The 20,223-nt window shown below is 49.9% G+C and carries 19 protein-coding genes; 5 read left to right on the forward strand and 14 right to left on the reverse strand.

Translation table 11 applies throughout. From position 1 onward, the window contains the following. The first annotated feature begins 29 nt into the window (after nt 1-29). Complete coding sequence (locus ACXAGC_RS00885; RefSeq protein ID WP_474841582.1) at nt 30-971, forward strand: bifunctional helix-turn-helix transcriptional regulator/GNAT family N-acetyltransferase; 942 nt, start codon at nt 30-32, stop codon at nt 969-971. Between the two features lie 82 nt (nt 972-1,053). Here the strand turns inward: ACXAGC_RS00885 and rplI are convergent, their stop codons facing one another. The 10 genes from rplI to ACXAGC_RS00935 all read right to left on the reverse strand — a co-directional run bounded on the left by rplI (nt 1,054) and on the right by ACXAGC_RS00935 (nt 9,900). Beyond that, complete coding sequence (rplI, locus tag ACXAGC_RS00890) at nt 1,054-1,506, reverse strand: 50S ribosomal protein L9 (RefSeq protein WP_119502813.1); 453 nt, start codon at nt 1,504-1,506, stop codon at nt 1,054-1,056. Nucleotides 1,507-1,526: 20 nt separating this feature from the next. Next, on the reverse strand, nt 1,527-1,757 hold the full coding sequence (gene rpsR, locus ACXAGC_RS00895; protein ID WP_070126454.1) for a 30S ribosomal protein S18: 231 nt from the start codon (nt 1,755-1,757) through the stop codon (nt 1,527-1,529). A gap of 11 nt (nt 1,758-1,768) precedes the next feature. Further along, a complete protein-coding gene (gene rpsF, locus ACXAGC_RS00900; protein WP_474841584.1) occupies nt 1,769-2,167 on the reverse strand; it encodes a 30S ribosomal protein S6 in 399 nt (132 codons plus the stop codon). Nucleotides 2,168-2,336: 169 nt separating this feature from the next. After that, on the reverse strand, nt 2,337-3,107 hold the full coding sequence (locus ACXAGC_RS00905; RefSeq protein WP_119503512.1) for a 3-keto-disaccharide hydrolase: 771 nt from the start codon (nt 3,105-3,107) through the stop codon (nt 2,337-2,339). A 55-nt stretch (nt 3,108-3,162) separates the two neighbouring features. After that, nucleotides 3,163-3,780: a gluconate 2-dehydrogenase subunit 3 family protein gene (locus ACXAGC_RS00910; protein WP_474841586.1), complete on the reverse strand. Its 618-nt coding sequence runs from the start codon at nt 3,778-3,780 to the stop codon at nt 3,163-3,165. A gap of 2 nt (nt 3,781-3,782) precedes the next feature. Then, nucleotides 3,783-5,465 carry a GMC oxidoreductase gene (locus ACXAGC_RS00915; RefSeq protein ID WP_119502817.1) on the reverse strand — a complete coding sequence of 561 codons (1,683 nt, stop codon included), beginning with the start codon at nt 5,463-5,465 and terminating at the stop codon, nt 3,783-3,785. Between the two features lie 43 nt (nt 5,466-5,508). Beyond that, on the reverse strand, nt 5,509-6,396 hold the full coding sequence (locus ACXAGC_RS00920) for a hydroxypyruvate isomerase family protein (protein ID WP_119502818.1): 888 nt from the start codon (nt 6,394-6,396) through the stop codon (nt 5,509-5,511). Then, nucleotides 6,389-7,606: a nucleoside permease gene (locus tag ACXAGC_RS00925; protein ID WP_474841589.1), complete on the reverse strand. Its 1,218-nt coding sequence runs from the start codon at nt 7,604-7,606 to the stop codon at nt 6,389-6,391. Before ACXAGC_RS00925 ends, ACXAGC_RS00920 begins: the two co-directional genes overlap by 8 nt. Nucleotides 7,607-7,655: 49 nt before the next feature. After that, on the reverse strand, nt 7,656-8,711 hold the full coding sequence (locus ACXAGC_RS00930; RefSeq protein ID WP_119502820.1) for a sugar phosphate isomerase/epimerase family protein: 1,056 nt from the start codon (nt 8,709-8,711) through the stop codon (nt 7,656-7,658). A gap of 31 nt (nt 8,712-8,742) precedes the next feature. Then, nucleotides 8,743-9,900 carry a Gfo/Idh/MocA family protein gene (locus ACXAGC_RS00935; RefSeq protein WP_474841592.1) on the reverse strand — a complete coding sequence of 386 codons (1,158 nt, stop codon included), beginning with the start codon at nt 9,898-9,900 and terminating at the stop codon, nt 8,743-8,745. Between the two features lie 295 nt (nt 9,901-10,195). Here ACXAGC_RS00935 and ACXAGC_RS00940 point away from each other — a divergent pair, with 295 nt between their 5' ends. The 3 genes from ACXAGC_RS00940 to ACXAGC_RS00950 all read left to right on the forward strand — a co-directional run bounded on the left by ACXAGC_RS00940 (nt 10,196) and on the right by ACXAGC_RS00950 (nt 12,599). Beyond that, nucleotides 10,196-11,200: a LacI family DNA-binding transcriptional regulator gene (locus ACXAGC_RS00940; RefSeq protein ID WP_474841594.1), complete on the forward strand. Its 1,005-nt coding sequence runs from the start codon at nt 10,196-10,198 to the stop codon at nt 11,198-11,200. A gap of 73 nt (nt 11,201-11,273) precedes the next feature. After that, complete coding sequence (locus ACXAGC_RS00945) at nt 11,274-12,167, forward strand: sugar phosphate isomerase/epimerase family protein (RefSeq protein ID WP_303572102.1); 894 nt, start codon at nt 11,274-11,276, stop codon at nt 12,165-12,167. Nucleotides 12,168-12,275: 108 nt separating this feature from the next. After that, nucleotides 12,276-12,599: a DUF3392 family protein gene (locus ACXAGC_RS00950; RefSeq protein WP_119502824.1), complete on the forward strand. Its 324-nt coding sequence runs from the start codon at nt 12,276-12,278 to the stop codon at nt 12,597-12,599. Here ACXAGC_RS00950 and acnA read toward each other — a convergent pair. Then, on the reverse strand, nt 12,596-15,391 hold the full coding sequence (acnA, locus tag ACXAGC_RS00955) for an aconitate hydratase AcnA (protein ID WP_474841597.1): 2,796 nt from the start codon (nt 15,389-15,391) through the stop codon (nt 12,596-12,598). The genes ACXAGC_RS00950 and acnA overlap by 4 nt on opposite strands. Before the next feature lie 145 nt (nt 15,392-15,536). Between acnA and ACXAGC_RS00960 the strand changes: the two genes are divergently transcribed. Continuing rightward, nucleotides 15,537-16,010, forward strand: a complete 474-nt coding sequence (locus ACXAGC_RS00960; protein ID WP_474841599.1) for a cupin domain-containing protein — start codon at nt 15,537-15,539, stop codon at nt 16,008-16,010. 35 nt (nt 16,011-16,045) lie between these two features. On the opposite strand, the gene ACXAGC_RS00965 is transcribed toward ACXAGC_RS00960, so the two are convergent. From ACXAGC_RS00965 to ACXAGC_RS00975, 3 genes are all read right to left on the reverse strand, one after another. Then, on the reverse strand, nt 16,046-17,263 hold the full coding sequence (locus ACXAGC_RS00965) for an MFS transporter (RefSeq protein ID WP_474841601.1): 1,218 nt from the start codon (nt 17,261-17,263) through the stop codon (nt 16,046-16,048). 131 nt (nt 17,264-17,394) lie between these two features. Then, the gene (locus ACXAGC_RS00970; RefSeq protein ID WP_474841603.1) at nt 17,395-18,813 is read right to left on the reverse strand and encodes a sugar porter family MFS transporter; all 1,419 of its coding nucleotides are present in this window, start codon (nt 18,811-18,813) and stop codon (nt 17,395-17,397) included. 55 nt (nt 18,814-18,868) lie between these two features. Then, nucleotides 18,869-20,089 (reverse strand): XylR family transcriptional regulator, encoded by a 1,221-nt coding sequence (locus ACXAGC_RS00975; protein ID WP_474841605.1) that lies wholly within the window; start codon nt 20,087-20,089, stop codon nt 18,869-18,871. Nucleotides 20,090-20,223: the final 134 nt, after the last annotated feature.

Here is a 20,223-nt window from a genome sequence, read left to right on the forward strand (position 1 = left end):
CTAGTTACGTATATTATGGGGTTTAGGGAATGGGTGATGTTTTACAACTGGCAGGTGCAGCTGCACTGGGCAGCCGGTTCAGAAGATTGTCTGAAAAGCTGGTTGCGCAGGCCAGTGAAGTCTATAGAGCGTATAACGTTTCCATGGAACCAAGCTGGTTCCCTGTCATGTATAGTCTGATGCAGGAATCGCCGTTAAGTGTAAGTACCATTGCAGAAATTACCGGCCAGTCTCACCCGTTTGTCAGTAAAACCACCGCTCAGATGAAAAGCGCAGGATTACTTGTCACCCGTCCTTCTGAGCAGGATAAGCGGGTGCAATTGCTTTCATTGTCAGATAAAGCTCTGACGATGCTACCGGTGCTTGAAAAGCAGATAGCCGACATCGGCAATGCCCTTAATTCAGCACTGAACGACGTGGCGCCGGACTTCCTTGAACATCTGGGTGCCGTAGAAACCCTGCTATCACAAACGACTTTGCTGGGCCTGATAAAACAAAAGGCAACACGGGGATTCCGCGTAATTGACTATTCCCCTGAGCATCGTGATGCGTTTTACCAGCTCAATAAGCACTGGATAGAACGCTATTTCACCATGGAAAGCTCTGATCATGCCTCGCTGGGGGACCCCGAAAATTATATTCTGAAAAAAGGGGGCCATGTTTTGCTGGTGCAAAATCCTGCCGGTGATATTTGCGGAACGGTAGCACTGATAGCCATGGATGATGACTGCTATGAACTGGCTAAAATGGCTGTGGCAGACAGCAAACAGGGCAAAGGTTTGGGAGCACTCCTTGGGGAAGCTGCCATACAAAAGGCCCGGGATGCCGGAGCGAAGAAGCTTTACCTGGAAAGTAACAGGAAACTGGCACCGGCCATCAGCCTTTACCGCAAACTGGGGTTCAAAGAAGTGGATAAACCCACACCTTCACCCTACGCGCGGTGCGATATACAAATGCAGCTAATGCTGTAAGTTGATACGGGAAACATTTTAACGGGCATAAAAAAACCGCTGCAAGTGCAGCGGTTTTCAGTATTACTTAATCAACTGGCAATTAAGCTTCTGCAACAATAACAACCTTAACAGATGTCATTACTTCAGAGTGTAACTGCAGGTCGATGTCGTATTCGCCAGTTTCACGCAGTGTACCGGTAGGCAGTTTAACTTCTGCTTTAGATACTTCAACGCCGGCAGCAGTGATTGCTTCAGCGATGTCACGTGTACCGATTGAACCGAACAGTTTGCCTTCGTCACCAGCAGGAGCAGCGATAGTCACTTCACCCAGTTCAGCAACTTTAGCAGCACGAGCTTCAGCAGCAGACAACTGGTCAGCGATTTTCGCTTCCAGCTCTGCGCGGCGAGCTTCAAACTTTTCAACGTTAGCTTTAGTTGCAGGAACTGCTTTACCCTGTGGGAACAGGAAGTTACGCGCAAAACCAGCTTTAACGTTAACTGTATCGCCCAGACCACCAAGGTTAGCGATTTTGTCTAATAAGATGATTTCCATCTAAGTTACTCCTTCGCCAATTACTTGTTGTGTGAATCTGTGTACGGCAGCAGTGCTAAGAAACGCGCACGTTTAATAGCAGTAGACAGCTGACGCTGATACTTTGCACTGGTACCAGTGATACGGCTAGGAACGATTTTACCGCTCTCAGTGATGTAGTTTTTCAGTGTAGCAATATCTTTATAATCGATTTGCTCAACACCTTCTGCAGAAAAACGGCAGAACTTACGACGTCTGAAAAAACGAGCCATGATAGATCTCCTTACGCGTTGTCTTCAGTGGTTTCAGTTTTCTTTTCCGCGCGCTCACCGCGTGGAGCAGAATCGTCACGACGCTCACGACGTTCTTCCTTCATCATTGAAGAAGGTTCAGTCACAGCGTTCTTCGTGCGCATAACCAGGTTACGCAGGATCACATCGTTAAAGCGGAAAGCATTTTCCAGCTCGTCAACAGCTTCTGCAGTTGCTTCAGCGTTGATCAAAACGTAGTGTGCTTTGTGAAGCTTTTCGATTGGGTAAGCCAGTTGACGACGGCCCCAGTCTTCCAGACGATGGATTTGACCACCTTCTTGCTTCAGGATAGTGGTATAACGCTCGATCATACCAGGTACTTGTTCACTCTGATCAGGGTGAACCATAAATACGATTTCGTAATGACGCATTACACGCTCCTTACGGTTGTAGCCTCGACAGTACAGCCAAACTGTATAGAGACAAGGAACTAGATAGGTTTGATGGCTGTAAGGGCGCGCATTATATAGATCAATTGTTCACCAGACAAGCAAAAAAGCCGCGATAATTCGCGGCTTTGAAAGATTATCACTGTAAAGCTTAACGGAAATCCGTCAGAGTATTCTGGCCGATTTCACGTACCCAGATATTACGGAAGCTCACAGGGTTACTGTGGTCCTGTAACTGGATAGGTGCACAACCATGCGCTTCATAAGAAGGTCCGCCAATCCATTCCGTTTTACCTAAGATTTCAGTGTGGTTTTGTACCAGCACACCGTTGATTAAAACGGTCAGGTAACCCGGTTTCACCAGTTCATCACCGTCAAATTCAGGCGCATTAAAAATGATGTCGTAACTCTGCCACTCACCCGGCGGATTCACCGGGTTAACCAACGGGATAGCCTGCTTGTAGATACTGCCTGCCTGACCGTTGGGATAAGTTTTATTGTTATACGAGTCCAGAACCTGAACTTCATAACGCTGCTGCAGGAAAATACCTGAGTTGTTGCGCTGCTGGCTTTCCAGCCCTTCAACATCCTCTGGCGTTTTCCACTCGGCATGCAGTTGCACGCTGCAGAAAGACTGCTTACTGACAATGTCTCCGGTTCCCGGTTTTACAGTTAGCGTGCCGTCTTCTACCGTCCACTTCGCTTCACCACCTTTCAGTGATTCAAAAGCGGATAAGTCAGTACCGTCGAACAGTACCACCGCATCAGAAGGTGCTTTGCCCGGCGCAGTTTCAACCATAGCAGGAACAGGTTCCCACACTTCAGATTTTGCAGCTTGCTCTTCCGGACTCAGTTCCTTCGCCATTGACGCTGTTGACGCCAGTGACAGTGCTAAGCCGGATAGCAATGTTGTTTTTGTCATCTTTTTCATTATGTGCCCTTAATATTGAAATGATGGTGTTGGTGAAAAGGCTACCTCAGGTAGCCCAGGCTCTGTCACCTTTCTTATAAGGGATATCTTCGTATTTAGTCGGAATGGCAACGTAACGCAGTACTTTCGTCGAGCCAACTTCTGACGTGAAGAACGAGAACAGTACCAGTTGCTTGATCAACGAGAAGTAATGAGGAGCAACCAGCTCTTCATCCCATGGCGCTCCCGCATTAGGATTGCTCATGGCCACATCACCATAAATGCCTTTCTTAGCATTATAGGCTTTAGCTTCTTCGTCGAGGGCAGACAACAATTCCATCTTCTGCTCAGCAGAAAGCAACAGGAAGTCTTTGCCATACTCTTTTTCAGCACGCTTCTTCAGGGTTACCAGGCCTTCTTTGAAGGTTTTCTGCATAGTCGGGTGATAGCAGTCTGCTACCAGTACGGCCATACAGCTACCTACGTCGGCATCTTTTGCTCCCGGTGTGTCGGTACGGGGAAGGATAACTTCGCCCAGTTCGTTGAAGAAGGCTACGTCTTCCTTGCTGAAACCGGTGTCGGACAGCGGCACCACTGGCAGATTTTCGTAAGCCAGCGCTTTGCCACCGACAAATGCAACACCTGTGGCAGCAGTGATGAATTTAAGTAAGTCACGACGGTTCATGGCTACAGGTTTCCTTTTTTCAGTTCGTCTACTGCAAAGTCTGCTGCACGGGCAGTCATTGCCATGTAGGTCAGAGACGGGTTAACACACGATGCTGAAGTCATTGCCGCACCATCGGTCACGAACACGTTTGGTGCATCCCAAACCTGATTGTGCTTGTTAAGTACTGAACTCTTCGGATCGCGGCCCATACGCGCCGTACCCATTTCGTGAATACCCATACCCGGTGCGTAATCAGCATCATAACCCTGAACATTCTTAAGGCCAGCAGCCTCAAACATGTCAATGGCGTCCTGCTTCATATCTTTACGCATTTTGTATTCGTTTTCACGGATCTTAACGTCCATGGCAAGTACCGGCAGACCCCATTTATCTTTCTTCTTGCTATCAAGATAGATACGGTTGTCATGATGCGGCAGCATTTCACCGAACGCTGTCATACCAATAGTCCAGTCACCCGGCTCAGACATCGCATCTTTCAGGTTAGACCCCAGACCAAGTTCGGCGATGTCTTTACGCCAGCCACCACGGCTTGCAGAACCCTGATAACCGAAGCCACGTACGTAATCACGCTTGTCGCCATCCCAGTTACGGAAACGGGGCACATAGAAGCCAGCCGGACGACGGCCGAAGTAATAACTGTCTTCGTAGCCTTCAACACTGGCGCTTGCGCCTACGCGGAAGTGGTGGTCCATGACGTTGTGACCCAGCTCGCCAGAGCTGCTGCCCAGACCGCCTTCCCACACATCCGTTGCTGAGTTCATCAGCAGCCATGCAGAGTTAAAGGCAGAGGCGTTTACGAATACAATTTTACTGTTGAACTCGTAAGTCTCGTTAGTTTCCGCATCAATGATTTCAACACCGGTTGCTCGTTTCTTATCTTTATCGTATTTGATTTCTTTTACGATGGAGAAAGGACGCACTGTCAGGTTACCGGTTGCCATTGCTGCCGGCAGCGTAGAAGACTGCGTTGAGAAATAGCCGCCAAACGGACAGCCTAACCAGCACTTGTTACGGAACTGACAACCCACACGGATATCATTAATCCCCTGGGTAATGTTTGCAGAACGTGAGTGGATGAAATGACGTGAACCACCAAACGCTTTCTTAACGCGGGCAGCAACGTCTTTCTCAACTGCATTCAACGGAATAGGAGGCATGAAGTGACCGTCAGGCAGTACGCTCAGGCCTTCACGGGTACCACTGATACCCGCATATTTTTCAACGTAGTCATACCATGGCGACAGGTCTTCATAACGAATTGGCCAGTCAACGGCGATACCTTCTTTGCCGTTAGCCATGAAATCTTCCGGATTCAGACGGTAGCTCTGACGTCCCCATAACAGTGAACGTCCGCCCATTTGGTAGGCGCGGTACCAGTCAAAGCGTTCTTTTTCAATGTAAGGCGCTTCCTGCTCATTAGCCCACATGCCAAGCGTCATTTCATTCAGCGGGTAATCGCGGGAAAGTGCAGGATAAACTTCTTTCATGTCCTGCGTAGCCAGGCCCCGGTGAGGATAGTCCCAGCTTTCTTTATGCGCATTAATATAATCTTTAACGTGCTCAATATTTCGGCCACGTTCCAGCATGAGTACTTTAAGGCCTTTCTCGGTCAGTTCTTTGGCAGCCCAGCCGCCACTGATCCCCGATCCGACAACGATCGCATCATAGTTATTACTTGCCATGTTTTGTCCCCTTAAACACGTCCGGCAAAAGCGTTTCTACTGATCAGACATCACAAATGCGGATCGCCTGGTTAAGCGACTTCAGTTTGCCTGCCTTACTGTCTGGAGTTGGAATAAATTCCTGGGCCAGATACCCGTCAAACGGTAAATCCTTAATCGCTTTCGCAATGGCCGGATAATACAGTTCCTGAGAGTCATCAATCTCGTGACGCCCCGGCACACCCGCTGTGTGGTAATGCCCGAAATACTGATGGTTGTCACGTATGGTGCGAATGATGTCACCCTCGCTTATCTGCATATGGTAGATGTCGTACAGCAATTTAAAATGCGCTGATCCCAGCCGGCGACACAGCTCGATACCCCAGGCTGAATTGTCGGCCATGTAATCAGGATGATTGACCTTGCTGTTAAACAGTTCCATTTGCAGCACTACCCCGTGCTTTTCAGCATGAGGCAGAATTTGTGATAGCCCTTTAACGGCATTTTTCAGTCCGGTTTCGTTGTCCATACCCCGTTTGTTACCACTAAAACAAATGAGGTTGGTGTAACCGGCTGCCGCCACTTTCTCTATATGCGGAATGTAACGTTCGATGAGCGCTTCATGAAAACGGTCGTCACACCAACCGTCTTCAAGGTTCAGTTCAGCACCATTACACATAGAGCAATGCACGCCATGTTTCTTAAGGATATGCCACTCATCAGGACCCACTAAGTCAATCGCTGAAAAGCCCATATCTTTAATGGCAAGGCAAAGCTCCTCTAAAGAAAGATCCGGAAATGTCCAACGCGCCACTGCGTGTTTGATATTTCCTTTGAGGGCGGCATGCTGGCTTGTGCCAGCATGCGCATGAAGAGATAAAGCACTGGTCGCTGTCAGCCCAACCCCTGACAGCGCCAGCCCTTTAAGCACCGCTCTACGCGAATTACGCATCGGTGGAAACCTTCTCGTCTTTGAACAGGATGAAGAAAAGTACCAGTACGACAGCCGCGAACCCTGCAGGGAACAACCAGATGCTGCTCCAATCCGCTCCGGCTTCTGATGTGTAGGTGTCGGTGATCTTACCTGCAACCCAGAAACCAATCAGCATACCCACACCATAGGTGGCTAATGTGATAAGGCCCTGCGCCGCACTTTTGATTTTTTCACCGGCTTTAGCATCGGTATAAATCTGTCCGGATACGAAGAAGAAATCGTAACAAATACCGTGCAGTGCAATACCGATTAATAATAAGAACATACCGCCGTCAGCATCACCGTAAGCGAACATCACATAACGCAGTACCCACGCCAGCATACCCAGCAATAACGTTGCCTTGATGCCGAAACGGTTCAGGAATACCGGCAGTGCCAGAATGAACAATGCTTCTGAAACCTGACCCAGCGCCATTTTACCCGTCGGATTTTCCACGCCGATGCCGGCCAGGAACGGGTTCGCATTCTGATAGTAGAACGCCAGCGGAATACAAATCAGTACCGAAGACAGGAAGAACACCAGGAAGCTGCGGCTTTTAAGCAGTGTCAGTGCATCCAGACCCAGCATTTCACCCAGACTTGCCGAAGCTGTACCTTTCGCTTTAGGTGGTGTTGCAGGTAACGTGAAGCTGAAGATACCCAGAATTAATGAGCCAATGGCAGAAAGCGCAAAGGTGTTACGCAGTGCGCCTTCAGAAATGCCGCTGGCAGAATCCCATGAGAACACATAGCTGATCACCAGACCGGCTAAAATCCAACCTATGGTTCCCCAAACACGTACTTTACCGAATTGTTTTGACGGGTCAGTCATCTGGCCGAATGATACCGAGTTAACCAGCGCCAGCGTCGGCATATAAGCAATCATGTAGCCCAGTACATAAGGGTAGAATGAAGCAAAATCTGTGGAGGTGTACATCATGTACATCAGCGCTGCGCCAATCAGGTGAAGCACACCCAGAATACGTTCTGCATTGAAGAAACGGTCAGCGATTAAGCCAACGATGAAAGGCGCAATAATCGCACCCCAGGACTGGGTAGAAAACGCCATACCGATTTCACTACCGGAAGCGCCCAGTGTTTGCCCCATGAAGGTACCTAAGGTCACAAACCAGCCACCCCAGATAAAAAACTGGAGAAACATCATAATGCTCAGGCGGGTCATTATCATTGTTATATCCTCTTACTACTTCGGGGCCTTTTGGCCCCGGGCATTATTATTATTTGTCCAGACCCAGGATCCGGCGGTTTCTTTCTGTGCTGCTGCCAGCACCGGCAAAGTCATCGAACGCAACTTTAGTTGGCTCAATAATGTGAGATGCGATAAATGGTGCCCCTTCAGCTGCACCCTGCGCAGAATCTTTCAGACAGCATTCCCACTCAAGCACTGCCCAGCCTTCAAAACCGTACTGGGTAAGCTTAGTAAAGATGCTCTTGAAATCTACCTGGCCGTCGCCCAGTGAACGGAAGCGTCCCGGACGGTCTACCCAACCCTGGTAACCACCGTATACGCCGCTTCTGCCATTTGGCAGGAACTCAGCATCTTTCACATGGAACATTTTGATGCGGTCGTGGTAACGGTCGATGAAGTCCAGATAATCCAGTTGTTGCAGCACGAAGTGGCTGGGATCGAACAGGATGTTTGCGCGGGGGTGATCGTCGACTTCCTGCAGGAAACGCTCAAATGTTGCACCGTCGTGTAGGTCTTCACCCGGGTGGATTTCGTAGCACAAATCAACACCAGCTTCTTCGAATGCATCCAGAATAGGTCTCCAGCGGTTACCCAGTTCTTTGAAGCCTTCGTCAACAAGACCGGCAGGACGTTGCGGCCACGGGTAGACCAGATGCCACATCAGTGCACCGGAGAAAGTCACGTGTGCTTTCAGGCCAAGACGTTTACTGGCTTTTGCTGCCAGCATCAGCTGATTGATTGCCCATTCAGTACGCTCTTTCGGCTTACCGTGTAAATGCTCAGGCGCGAAGTTATCGAATAACTCATCGTAAGCAGGGTGAACAGCCACCAGTTGTCCCTGCAAATGTGTAGACAGCTCGGTAATTTCAACACCGGCTTCAGCACACATGGCTTTTACTTTGTCGCAGTATTCCTGACTTTCTGCGGCAATTTCCAAATCAAATAATTTGGGGTCAGTAGGCACCTGAATGCCCTTATAGCCCAGTGAAGCTGCCCACTTTGCCATCCCTTCCAGGGTATCAAACGGCGCTTTGTCACCTGCAAATTGTGCTAAAAAAATCGCAGGGCCTTTAATTGCTGCCATGGTAATCTCCTAAATTCTGTATACGGGTCTGTTACTCGGTATCCGGGATCGGATGCCACTTCACGTCGCTGGCGCCGGAGGCAACCATTGCTTCAATAAATGCCATTCCGCGTAAACCGGACTTCAGACCGGGCACGCCTTCAGCTTTACCTGTCTGACCTTCGCGTACAGCGATGGCAAAGTAACGGTAGAGGTTAGCAAAAGCTTCGAGATAGCCTTCAGGATGACCTGACGGAGTACGGCAGCGATCGGACGCTTCAGGATACAAACCCGGTTGGCCGGAACCGGCACGGTATACGCAGTAAGGTGCATCCAGTGTGCGGAAAATAACGGAGTTAGGCTCCATCTGATGCCATTCCAGTCCGCCTTTATCACCGTACACTTTAATTTTCAGCGCGTTCTCTTCACCGGCACACACCTGGCTGGCGATGAGCACGCCCTTAGCGCCTTCAGCAGTGCGGAAGAATGCTGCACCGTCATCGTCTAAACGGCGGTTCGGCACAATGATGTTCATGTCTGCACACAGTTCAGTTACCGTGTGGCCGCTGATAAATTCGGCCAGACCAAAGGCATGGGTACCGATATCGCCCATACACCCTGCACCGCCCGACAATGCCGGATCTGTGCGCCATGCAGCCTGTTTGTTATCAGGATCGTCTTCGCCGCTTAACCAGCCCTGCGGGTACTCAACGAGAATTTTACGGATGTTGCCCAGTTTGCCATCTTCAACCATGGCTTTAGCCTGCCACACCATGGGATACCCCAGGTAGGTGTGTGCCAGTCCATACAGACGATCAGAACTGTCAACGACTTTCGCCAGCTCTTTGGTTTCCGCCAGATTCAGACCGGCAGGCTTTTCGCAGAATACATGATAGCCAGCTTCGAGCGCGGCTATGGTGACCGGCACGTGAAGATGGTTCGGCGTGACAACCACAACCACTTCCATACGCTCGTCAGCAGGTAATTTATTTTCTGCTTCCAGCATTTCCTGCCACGACGCATAAACGCGGTCGCTGCTTAAACCCAAACTGTCACCGGTACGCTGATTATTCCCAGTATCGCGGCTGAATGCCCCGCAAACTAAATCGTACTGACCGTCCAGGCCTGCTGCGTGACGATGTACGGCGCCGATAAAAGCACCTTCACCACCACCGACCATACCCATGCGAACCCGCTGCAACTTCGCCATGTATTCCCCCAATTGTGCACATCGTTGTTACAAATATGTAATTACTGTAAAAATGTAACGGATTACATAAATTGATGTCAACGAATTTTCTACCATCGTCGTAGTTCGAACGACCAAATGTAATGAATACACGGAAATTTTGTATATTTTTTGTGTATATTTCACATTTAAAACTGGATTTATGCTTACATTTGGGTAATCCTGTCGCGACAAAATGTAATCCGTTACATATGCACAGAAGTGAATACCTCACTTCGCACTGCAAAGAATAAAAAAGTGGTTTGAGAAAAAGGTAATGCCAAATATCCGAGATGTCGCTGATTTAGCCGGAGTTTCCGTGGCAACTGTGTCGCGTGCTTTGCAACAGCCTGAACGTGTTTCTCCGAAAACACGGGCTAAGGTCATGTCAGCAGTAAGTGAAGTAGGATATAAGCCTAATCTGATGGCGGTAAAATTCCGCTCCGGTAAAACGCACAGTCTGGTAGTACTGGTTCCGACGGTGGCAAACGTATTTTTTGCCCGGGTGATCAGTGGCATGCAGGAAGCTGCAGCCGAATCCGGCTATTCACTGTTACTGGGCAACACGCTTGGTAATGCAGACATCGAGGCAAATTACGCCAAGATGGTACAAACATCACAAGCTGACGGACTTATTCAGCTTCGCGCACACAACCCGTTTTCTGAAGATACCGGCAAGAACGACAGCATGCTGCCCATGGTGAATGCCTGTGAGGTGCTCAGTTCGAATATTTGCCCGACCGTGACACTGGATAACCGCGCCGCGGCCAGAGCCATGACGGAGCATCTGCTCTCTCTTGGTCACAAACGTATTGCGCTTTTTAAGGGGCCTGCAGACAGTCCCCTCACACAGGAGCGGCTTGCCGGTTACCGTGACGCGTTACAGGCCGCCGATATTCCTTACGATCAATCTTTGCTTTTCGCCGGCGATTTTACGTTGCAGGCTGGATATGAAGCTGCCGGCCGGATGCTGGCACTGGATAACCGCCCTACTGCGGTATTTTGTGAGAACGATGAAACCGCTCTGGGTGCACTTCAGGGCTTTAAAAACGCAGGTTTGCGGGTACCTCAGGATATCTCGGTTGCCGGCTTTGATAATATCGACTTTGCCGCCTATTGCGATCCCCCTCTGACCACCATTGCACAGCCGGCAGAAGCCTTCGGCCGCACTGCTGTAAACTTGTTAGTGGACGTACTGGAAGGCAAACTGACAACGGCACCTAAAGTAATTATGCCGTTCAAACTCATTTTACGGGGCAGCACCGGAAAGGCTCCGGATTAAACAGAACGATGATATTTACTTGCTGCGTACGCTGTAACTTCGTGAGCAAGTGCAAATGACGAAGGAGAATAACATGTCAGGCAGAAACAATAAGGCAAGTCATATTGCCAGCAAGATCGGCCAGTCTTCACTGGACCGTCGTCAATTCGTAAAACTGGGCGCAGCCGGAGCAGGCCTGCTGATGGCACCGGGATTTGCATTTGGTCAGGCTAAAGCGGAAACCCGCGTAGGACTACAGCTGTATACACTGCGCGATATGATGGCCGTCAGTGTGCCAGCCGTGCTGAAACTGGTTTCAGCGGTAGGCTACAAAGAACTGGAATTCGCCGGTTATTTTGGTCACAGCCCGAAAGAAATCCGCAAAATTGTTGATGGTGAAGGCCTTTCAGCTCCTTCTGCACACATTCCTCTGGATATGTTCCGCAAAGAAGGCATTAATAAAGTTATCGAAACCGCCCTCGAAGTAGGCCACAAATATGTGGTTATCCCCTATCTGACTGAAGAACAGCGCGGTACAACCATCGATGTGTACAAAAAGCTGGCAGAAGAATGCAATAAGTGGGGCGATGCCTGTAACCGTCAGGGACTGAAACTGGCCTACCACAATCATGATTTCGAATTCCACGTTACTGACGGTGTCGAGCCGTACGATGTGTTACTGAATGAAGTGGATGCCGACAAAATGGCGATGGAAATGGATTTGTTCTGGATGTTCAAAGCCAATAAAGATCCGCTGGCCTATTTTGCCAAACATCCCGGCCGCTTCAAGCTGTGGCACGTCAAAGACATGGACAAGCAGGGCCAGTTCGCTGACGTAGGTACCGGTACAATTAACTTTGCCAAAATCTTTGCCGCATCGAAGCAGGCAGGCGTAGAGCACCGCTTCGTTGAACGCGACCAGACACCGGATAAACTGCAAACCATTCAGCAGGGTTACAAAGCCGTATCCACCTTGCTGGCCGGCTAATACCTGAGTGGTCATGCACATACGCTGAACCTTAATTCAGACGTAGGTTTTCTTTGCCGCAAAACGTAAAATGCCCGCTATCAAAGCGGGCATTTTTGCAGTGAATTTATGACAGAACTATTTGGCCAGTTAAGCCAGTGGCTATCTCCCTATTACACCCAATTGAGTATCATGCTGATGGCCACCATTCTGGTGGTGTACGGCGATATCATCAATAAACATATCAAACGCATGCTGGCGCCGTATCATTTTCTTATCCGCACCACACTGTTCGTGTTGCTGTGTGCTTTCGGATACGGGCTGCTCACTATTCACGGTGCGCCGTTCCTGCTCTACCTGATAAAATACCTGCCCTGGTATTTACAGGGCGCGGGCTTTATCAGTGCATTCATCATTCTGGGCGTACTTGCCGAAAGACGGCGCTATATTTAAGCGCCTTTCTTCAGATACTCGCGGATAACATAGTGCAGGATGCCGCCGTTTTCGAAGTAGGTAAACTCATTGGCGGTATCAATCCGTACGTCCATCATAAATTGACGGGCCTCACCATCGTCAGTCGTGACAGTTACCTGCACTTCCTTCTGACCACGTTCAACCGGTGCAATGCTGTAGGTTTCGTCACCACGCAATGACAGTGATGACGCGCTGTCGCCCTCTTTAAACTGCAACGGCAGAATACCCATACCAATGAGGTTAGAACGGTGAATACGCTCATAACTCTCTACCATTACGGCTTTGACACCTAATAATGACGGCCCTTTGGCTGCCCAGTCCCGGCTTGAGCCTGTACCATACTCTTTGCCTCCGATAACCACAGCCGGCACACCGTCTTCACGGTAGCGCATGGCCGCATGGAAGATAGACATAGCATCACCGCTGGGATAATGGGTGGTTGCGCTGCCGGTGGTGCCGGGTGCTAACTGATTTTTCAGTCTCACATTGGCAAACGTACCCCGCATCATCACCTCGTGGTTACCACGGCGTGATCCCAGAGAATTAAAGTCTTCCGGCTTAATATCCTGCTCCTGCAGATATTGTCCCGCGGGGCTGTCCGGGGCAATGGCGCCGGCAGGAGAAATATGGTCGGTAGTGATGGAGTCACCCACCTTCACCAGACAACGCGCACCTTCAATGGCACTCAGTGCCGCAGGCTCACTGCCCATGTCAGCGAAGAACGGCGGATGTTTGATGTAAGAGGAATCCGGCCAGTCATACACAGAGCTTGAAGACACATTCAGTTCGTTCCAGATGTCATTGCCTTTAAATACATCCGCGTATTTCTGCTTAAACAGATCGCCCGATACATAGTCGTTAATTTTCGCCTGAATTTCCTGTTCTGATGGCCACAGATCTTTCAGATAAACCGGTTTTCCGTTCTTATCTGTACCGATTGGCTCACGGGTAATATCCACTTTCATGTTGCCAGCCAGCGCGTACGCCACCACCAGCGGTGGTGAAGCCAGGTAGTTAGCCGCTACATCCGGATGGATACGACCTTCAAAGTTACGGTTACCGGACAATACCGAGGTAACGGTGAGTTTCGCATCGTTAATTGCACGGGAAATTTCTTCAGGCAGCGGACCGGAGTTTCCGATACAAGTCGTACAGCCGTATCCCACCAGGTTAAAGCCAAGTTGCTCAAGGGGCTCCATCAGTCCTGCATCTTCCAGATACTGTGTGACCACCTGTGAACCCGGCGCCAGTGAAGTTTTCACCCAGGGCTTACGGGTCAGACCCAGCTCCACGGCTTTCTTCGCCAGCAAACCGGCACCGATAAGCACTGACGGATTAGACGTATTCGTACAGCTGGTAATGGCAGCAATAACGATTGCACCGTCTTCCAGATTAAATTTCTCACCATTGAAGTCGACGAAAGAATCCTGCTCTTCATCCACCTCTGCCATGTCGCCGCCTTCAGCAACAAATTTAGCTTCTTCACCTTCGACTTTTATATCAATCTGAGACTGATACCAGTCAGTGAAGGCACTCGCGGCAGTATCAAGAGCAATACGGTCCTGCGGACGTTTGGGTCCTGCAATAGAAGGCACCACATCAGCCAGGTCCAATTCCAGCGTTTCATGATAAATGGCATCTTTCGTGTGATCGTCGTGCCACAGACCGGCTGATTTTGCGTAGGCTTCCACCAGTTCAATCTGTTCGTCAGGACGACCGGTCAGTTTCAGGTAATCCAGTGCCACACTGTCTACCGGGAAGATACCGCAGGTGGCACCGTATTCAGGCGCCATGTTCGCAATAGTCGCGCGGTCTGCAGTGGTAAGGTATTTAATGCCCGGGCCGTAGAATTCAACGAACTTACCCACCACACCATGCTCTCGCAGTTGTTCAGTGATCGTCAGAACCATGTCAGTAGCAGTTACGCCGGGATTTAACTTACCGGTTAAACGGAAGCCTACAACGTCCGGGCGCAGCATGGTAACGGGTTGTCCAAGCATGGCCGCTTCGGCTTCAATACCACCCACGCCCCAGCCAAGTACGCCAAGACCGTTAATCATTGTGGTATGAGAGTCTGTGCCTACCAGCGTGTCCGGATACACCAGTGTGTCGTCTCCTTCCTGTTTGGTAAACGCACAACGTGCGAGATATTCCAGGTTCACCTGGTGCACGATACCCCGGCCCGGCGGTACCACTTTGAAGTTGTCGAAAGAAGACTGTCCCCATTTCAGAAACTGATAGCGCTCACGGTTTCTCTGAACTTCAACACCGGTGTTTTTCTCGAAAGCATCCTCTGAGGCAAAATAATCCACCATAACAGAGTGGTCGATAACCAGCTCTACAGGGTTCAGAGGGTTAATGGTTTGTGCATCCCCTCCTAAATTATTAACCGCATCACGCATGGCGGCGAGGTCAACAATGGCCGGGACGCCGGTAAAATCCTGCAGAATTACCCTGGCCGGCACAAAGGAAATTTCATGCTGACTGTCATCTTTGATATCCCACTTCGCCACTTTCTCAATATCTTCGCTGCTTACGAATTCCTTGTCTTCGTGGCGGATTAAGTTTTCCAGCAGGATCTTTATGCAGAAAGGCAGACGGTCGAGGTCGAATTGCTGCCCAATGGAATCGAAACTGATTGCTTTGAATGCATTATCGCCAACATTAACGGTCGTAAACTTCTGATATTTCACGTTTTCACCTTTCAAATTGAATGAGTGCGCGGTTCTGTATGGCCTGAACAGACAAAAAAGCGCCGGAGAATTTCTCATTCATACGGTGATGTTGTGAAAAAAAGTTCACCCATTCACCACATCGGATTTGTTTAGAATTGGTTAATAAAGATGATGTTTTCGATTAACGGGCACGGTATGCTATTTGTACAGGGTAAACACACAAAAGAAGAATTATAAAAACATGGGCAAAACGCGACATCACGAATTAATCGATCAACTGCAACTGGAACCCCACCCGGAAGGCGGATTTTACAGGCAGATATTCAAGTCTGATAAACAGGTTAATTCACCTGCACACGGTCTGGGCCGCCCCGCCATGACGCATATCTACTTTCTGTTGCTTGAAGGTCAGGTAAGCCGCTTCCACCGCGTTTTACACGATGAAGTCTGGAACCATTACGAGGGAGCGCCATTGCGTCTGTACCACATTCATCAGCAACAGCTGAGAGAACAGCGGATTGGTGGCAGGGAACATGGCTATGCAGCTGTCATTCCGGCCGGCAACTTTCAGGCCGCTGAAACCACCGGAGAATACACTCTCGTGGGCAGCAGCGTAGCGCCGGGCTTTGACTTCGCCGACTTCAGTTTCATTGAGGAACCGTCACTGAAACAATGGATTGAGATCGCCCATCCGGATATGTCACGTTTTATCTGAATCAACAGACAGGCGTGACATCACGCCCGTCTTCACTATGCCTGTGCCGTTCGCAATCTTAACACCGGGCGCTCATCAATGAAAATGTGGATCAGCGCAGTGATACCGGCAATCACGCAGGCACTCCACCAGACTACATCATAAGAACCGGTAGTATCGTACAGATAACCACCCAGCCAGACTCCGCTGAATGAGCCCAGCTGATGGCTTAAAAATACAATGCCGTACAGCAGCCCCATGTGCGGCAGACCGAATAACTGCGCCACCAGCCCGGATGTAGGCGGCACCGTGGCCAGCCACAACAAACCAGTCACAATAGAGAATATGTAGACCGATGTTGATGACATGGGAAAATACATGAAGCCGGCAATGGCAACAGCCCGCAATGCGTAAATGAGGGTGAGCAGATTTTTCTTGGAATATTTACCCGCCCATGAGCCGGACAACAGGCAGCCAATGATGTTAAACAATCCAATGAGCGCCAGGCTCATGACCGCGATGTCAGCGGTAAAGCCCCTGTCAGCAAGAAATGCAGGCATATGCACGGTAATGAATGCCAGCTGGAAACCGCACACATAAAACCCCACCACAATCAGCCAGTAATGGGGGTAGGTACAAGCCTCTTTCAGCGCCTCTTTCACAGTCTGACGCACCTGTGTGTTGCCCTGCGCCGCCTGCTGCCCGCCGCTGCCGGTTAATGAACCGGCCATCAGGCTCATCATCAGCGCACTTCCCGCCATCAGTAACAACGCATTGCTCCAGCCATAAGCGGCAATAAAATGCTGTGCAACGGGTACTACCAGCAACTGTCCGGCGGAGCCGGCTGCACTGCCAAGACCTAAGGCAAATGAGCGTTTTTCCGGAGACACCATTCTTGCCATCGCAGGCAATACCACACCCAGGCCGGAGGCGGCGATGCCCATCCCCATCAGCAAGCCGGCTCCCACGTTCAGGCTGCCGGCGCTGTCACTGAAGGCAGTAACCGCTAAACCACCGGCATACAGGAAGGCGCCAAGAATAACGGTTTTTACGGTACCGAAACGGTCTGCCATTGCCCCGGCAACAGGCTGAAAGAGTCCCCACCATAAGTTTTGCATCGCCAGCGCAAAAGCAAACACCTCACGGCCGTAGCCAAACTCTGAGGAAACAGGCTCCATGAAGAAGCCCATGGAAGAGCGCAATCCAAAGTTGAGCGATAACAATATGCAGGCAAAAGCGATGGAAAAACTGAGGAGTCTGACCGGCTGTGACATGAGGCATCCTTGTGATGCAGCCCTTTACACTCCGGTATCTGTTTGCGGTAAAAGGCTGAAACGTAAAAAGGCATACTACCGCTTTTCGTATGCCTTTAATACTCAGTGGATGTAAGGTTTTTCCCGCCGGCTCAGCCTTGCATATCTTCCAGTTCACGACCGCGGGTTTCATACACGTACTTGCTGACAAAAATTACTGACAGCACCGCACACAATGCATAGAAGCCGTATGCACCTGCCAGACCAATACCGGCCAGCATCATCGGGAAAGTCCATGTGATGGCGAAGTTTGTCAGCCACTGAATCAATCCGCTCACCGCCAGACCGGAGCCACGGATTTGATTGGGGAACATTTCTCCCAGCATCACCCACATGACCGGTCCCCATGAGAAGTTGAAGCAGAACACATACAGATTGGCAGCAATCAGTGCAACAGGTCCCCAGGCACCCATTATCAGTTTTCCGTCCATCCCCTGCTCTGCGTTACCAAACGCGACAACCAGCGCGATAAGCGTTACAGACATACCGGCAGAACCCCACTTCAACAGTGGTTTACGGCCCACTTTATCGATGATTGCCAGGGTAACCAGACAGGCAGCAATACTGATGGCTCCGCTTATCACGTTGATCAGAAGAGCGTCACTTTCTGAGAAGCCGACGGCCTGCCATAACACCGCGCCGTAATAGAATACCACGTTAATACCCACCAGTTGCTGCAAGGTGGCAAGTCCCAGACCAATCCACACGATGGGTCTGACCTTTCCGGTATCCGGTTGTTTCAGGTCGCTCAGGCGCGGCTGATGATCATTTGCCAGTGTGGATTCAATTTCAGTCAGCTTTCCCGCTCCTGCATCACCGTAAAGCTTACCCAGAACCTGCTGCGCTTTGACTTTATCTCCTTTTACTACAAGGAAACGGGGACTTTCAGGTATAAATAACAGCATCAGTAAAAACAACGACGCCGGGATCAGCTCCATCCAGAACATCCAGCGCCAGGCTGCATAATCCATCCACAGAGCCTGCGTAGAACCCGAGGCGAAATCGGCAAGAATATAGTTACTGAGAAAAGCGGCAAATAACCCGCTGATAATAGCGATTTGCTGGATCGACGTGAGCATGCCGCGGTATCTGGCAGGCGAGACTTCGGCAATATAAGCCGGCGCCATGACAGAGGCAGCGCCTACCGCAAGTCCACCCAGGATACGATAAAAAACAAACTCACCACCACTGGTTGAAACGCCGGAGCCCCAGGCACTGATAATAAAAAATACTGCCGCCACCAGCAGCAATGCTCTTCTGCCGTACTTATCTGCCAGCCGCCCGGCAAAAAAAGCACCTACAGCACAACCTAAAAGCATACTGGAAACATTAAATCCCGTACCCACACTTTCTGACTGAAAGGCGGCCTGCAAACCGTCAACAGTGCCGTTAATAACGCCACTGTCGAACCCGAATAAGAAACCACCTATAGTGGCAACAACACTGATGAAGAGTATAAAACTCCTGTTTTCAGAGGGCTTGTCTGCACTTGCTGATAACACGGTGTCCATAGGGTACTGATTCTCCGTTATTAATAATTCTGCGTCATTTAAGTTTCATTGCTCTCTAGATAGCGGCAAACTTTGATAAACCTTCCACGGGCAAGTCATCCAGACTTTGGGGCCGGTGTGCCTGACGGTACTCCACCGGAGTCTGGTTAAAATGCTTGCGGAATATGGCATACATGTATTGAATCGACGGGTAGCCACAAATTTCTGCGATTTCAACTGCGGCTTCATCAGTTTCCTTCAGCATTTTGCAGGCACGGCTGAGTTTTTCGTTATGAATTTCGGTGTGAATACTGTGTCCCCGCTCCTCTTTGAAACGGCCCTCCAGGTTTGAGCGGGATATACCTACGTAGTCCAGCACCTGATCAACTTTAATGCCGCGACATGCGTTATGCCGTATGAAATGCATAGCCTGCATTACCAGCGGGTCTTTAATCGCTTTGTAATCGGTAGACTGCCGTTCAGCTACACGCTCGGGTGGTACGAGTACCGGCGCTTTGCTGACTGGTAAACCCTGCAATTGCCGGTGCAGCATTCTTGCAGCCTGAAACCCCATGTCAAAACAGCCCTGCTTCACTGATGTCAGACTGACACGACTCAGGTACCGGGCCAGCTCGTCATCATCTATACCTATCACTGAATACCTTTCAGGAATGAGTAAGCCAAGATGATCACAGGCTTGCAGCAGGTGACGGGCCCTTGCATCGGTAACTGCCACGATTCCGGTCGGTTCCGGTAAACTATTCAGCCAGTCGGTGAGTCGTTTTAAAGAATACTGCCAGGTTTCAGGACGTACGGCATGACCACGATAAACGAAACACTCATAGCCTTCCCGCCGAGTCAATTCCAGCATGGCTCGCTCACGCTCATGTGCCCACCGGTTCTGAGAGTCAAGAGGCGCACCGTAAAAGGCGAATTGTTCTATGCCTTTTTGTTTTAAATGTTCAAATGCAGCTTCAACCAATGCAAAGTTATCGGTAGCGACGTAGGGCACTTGGGGATAATCAGCCTGATTTTGATAAGAACCGCCCACTGCCACGACCGGCACTCTGGCTTTAGTCAGCGCTTTTTCAATAGCAGGATTGTCAAAATCTGCAATAATCCCGTTTCCGCTCCACTCGTCCAGATGCTCCAGCCGGGTCATAAAGTCCTCTTCAAGATACAAGTCCCAATCGGCTTTCGACGTTTGCAAATATCGGCCTATACCTTCGATAATCTGACGGTCATAAACCTTACTGGCATTAAACAGCAACGTGATACTGTGTGACTTTTCGAACATAGCTGGCCCCGACTAATAAGATTCCGTAAAGCAATTTATGAATATTGTTTTTACGCATCCTAAACCACCGCAAAGCAATTAACAAAAAGATTACAAAATTTCATAATTGCTCTGATCGCTTTTGATAATCAACA

The sequence above is a fragment of the Alteromonas sp. AWJ4_197 genome (genome assembly GCF_056160285.1).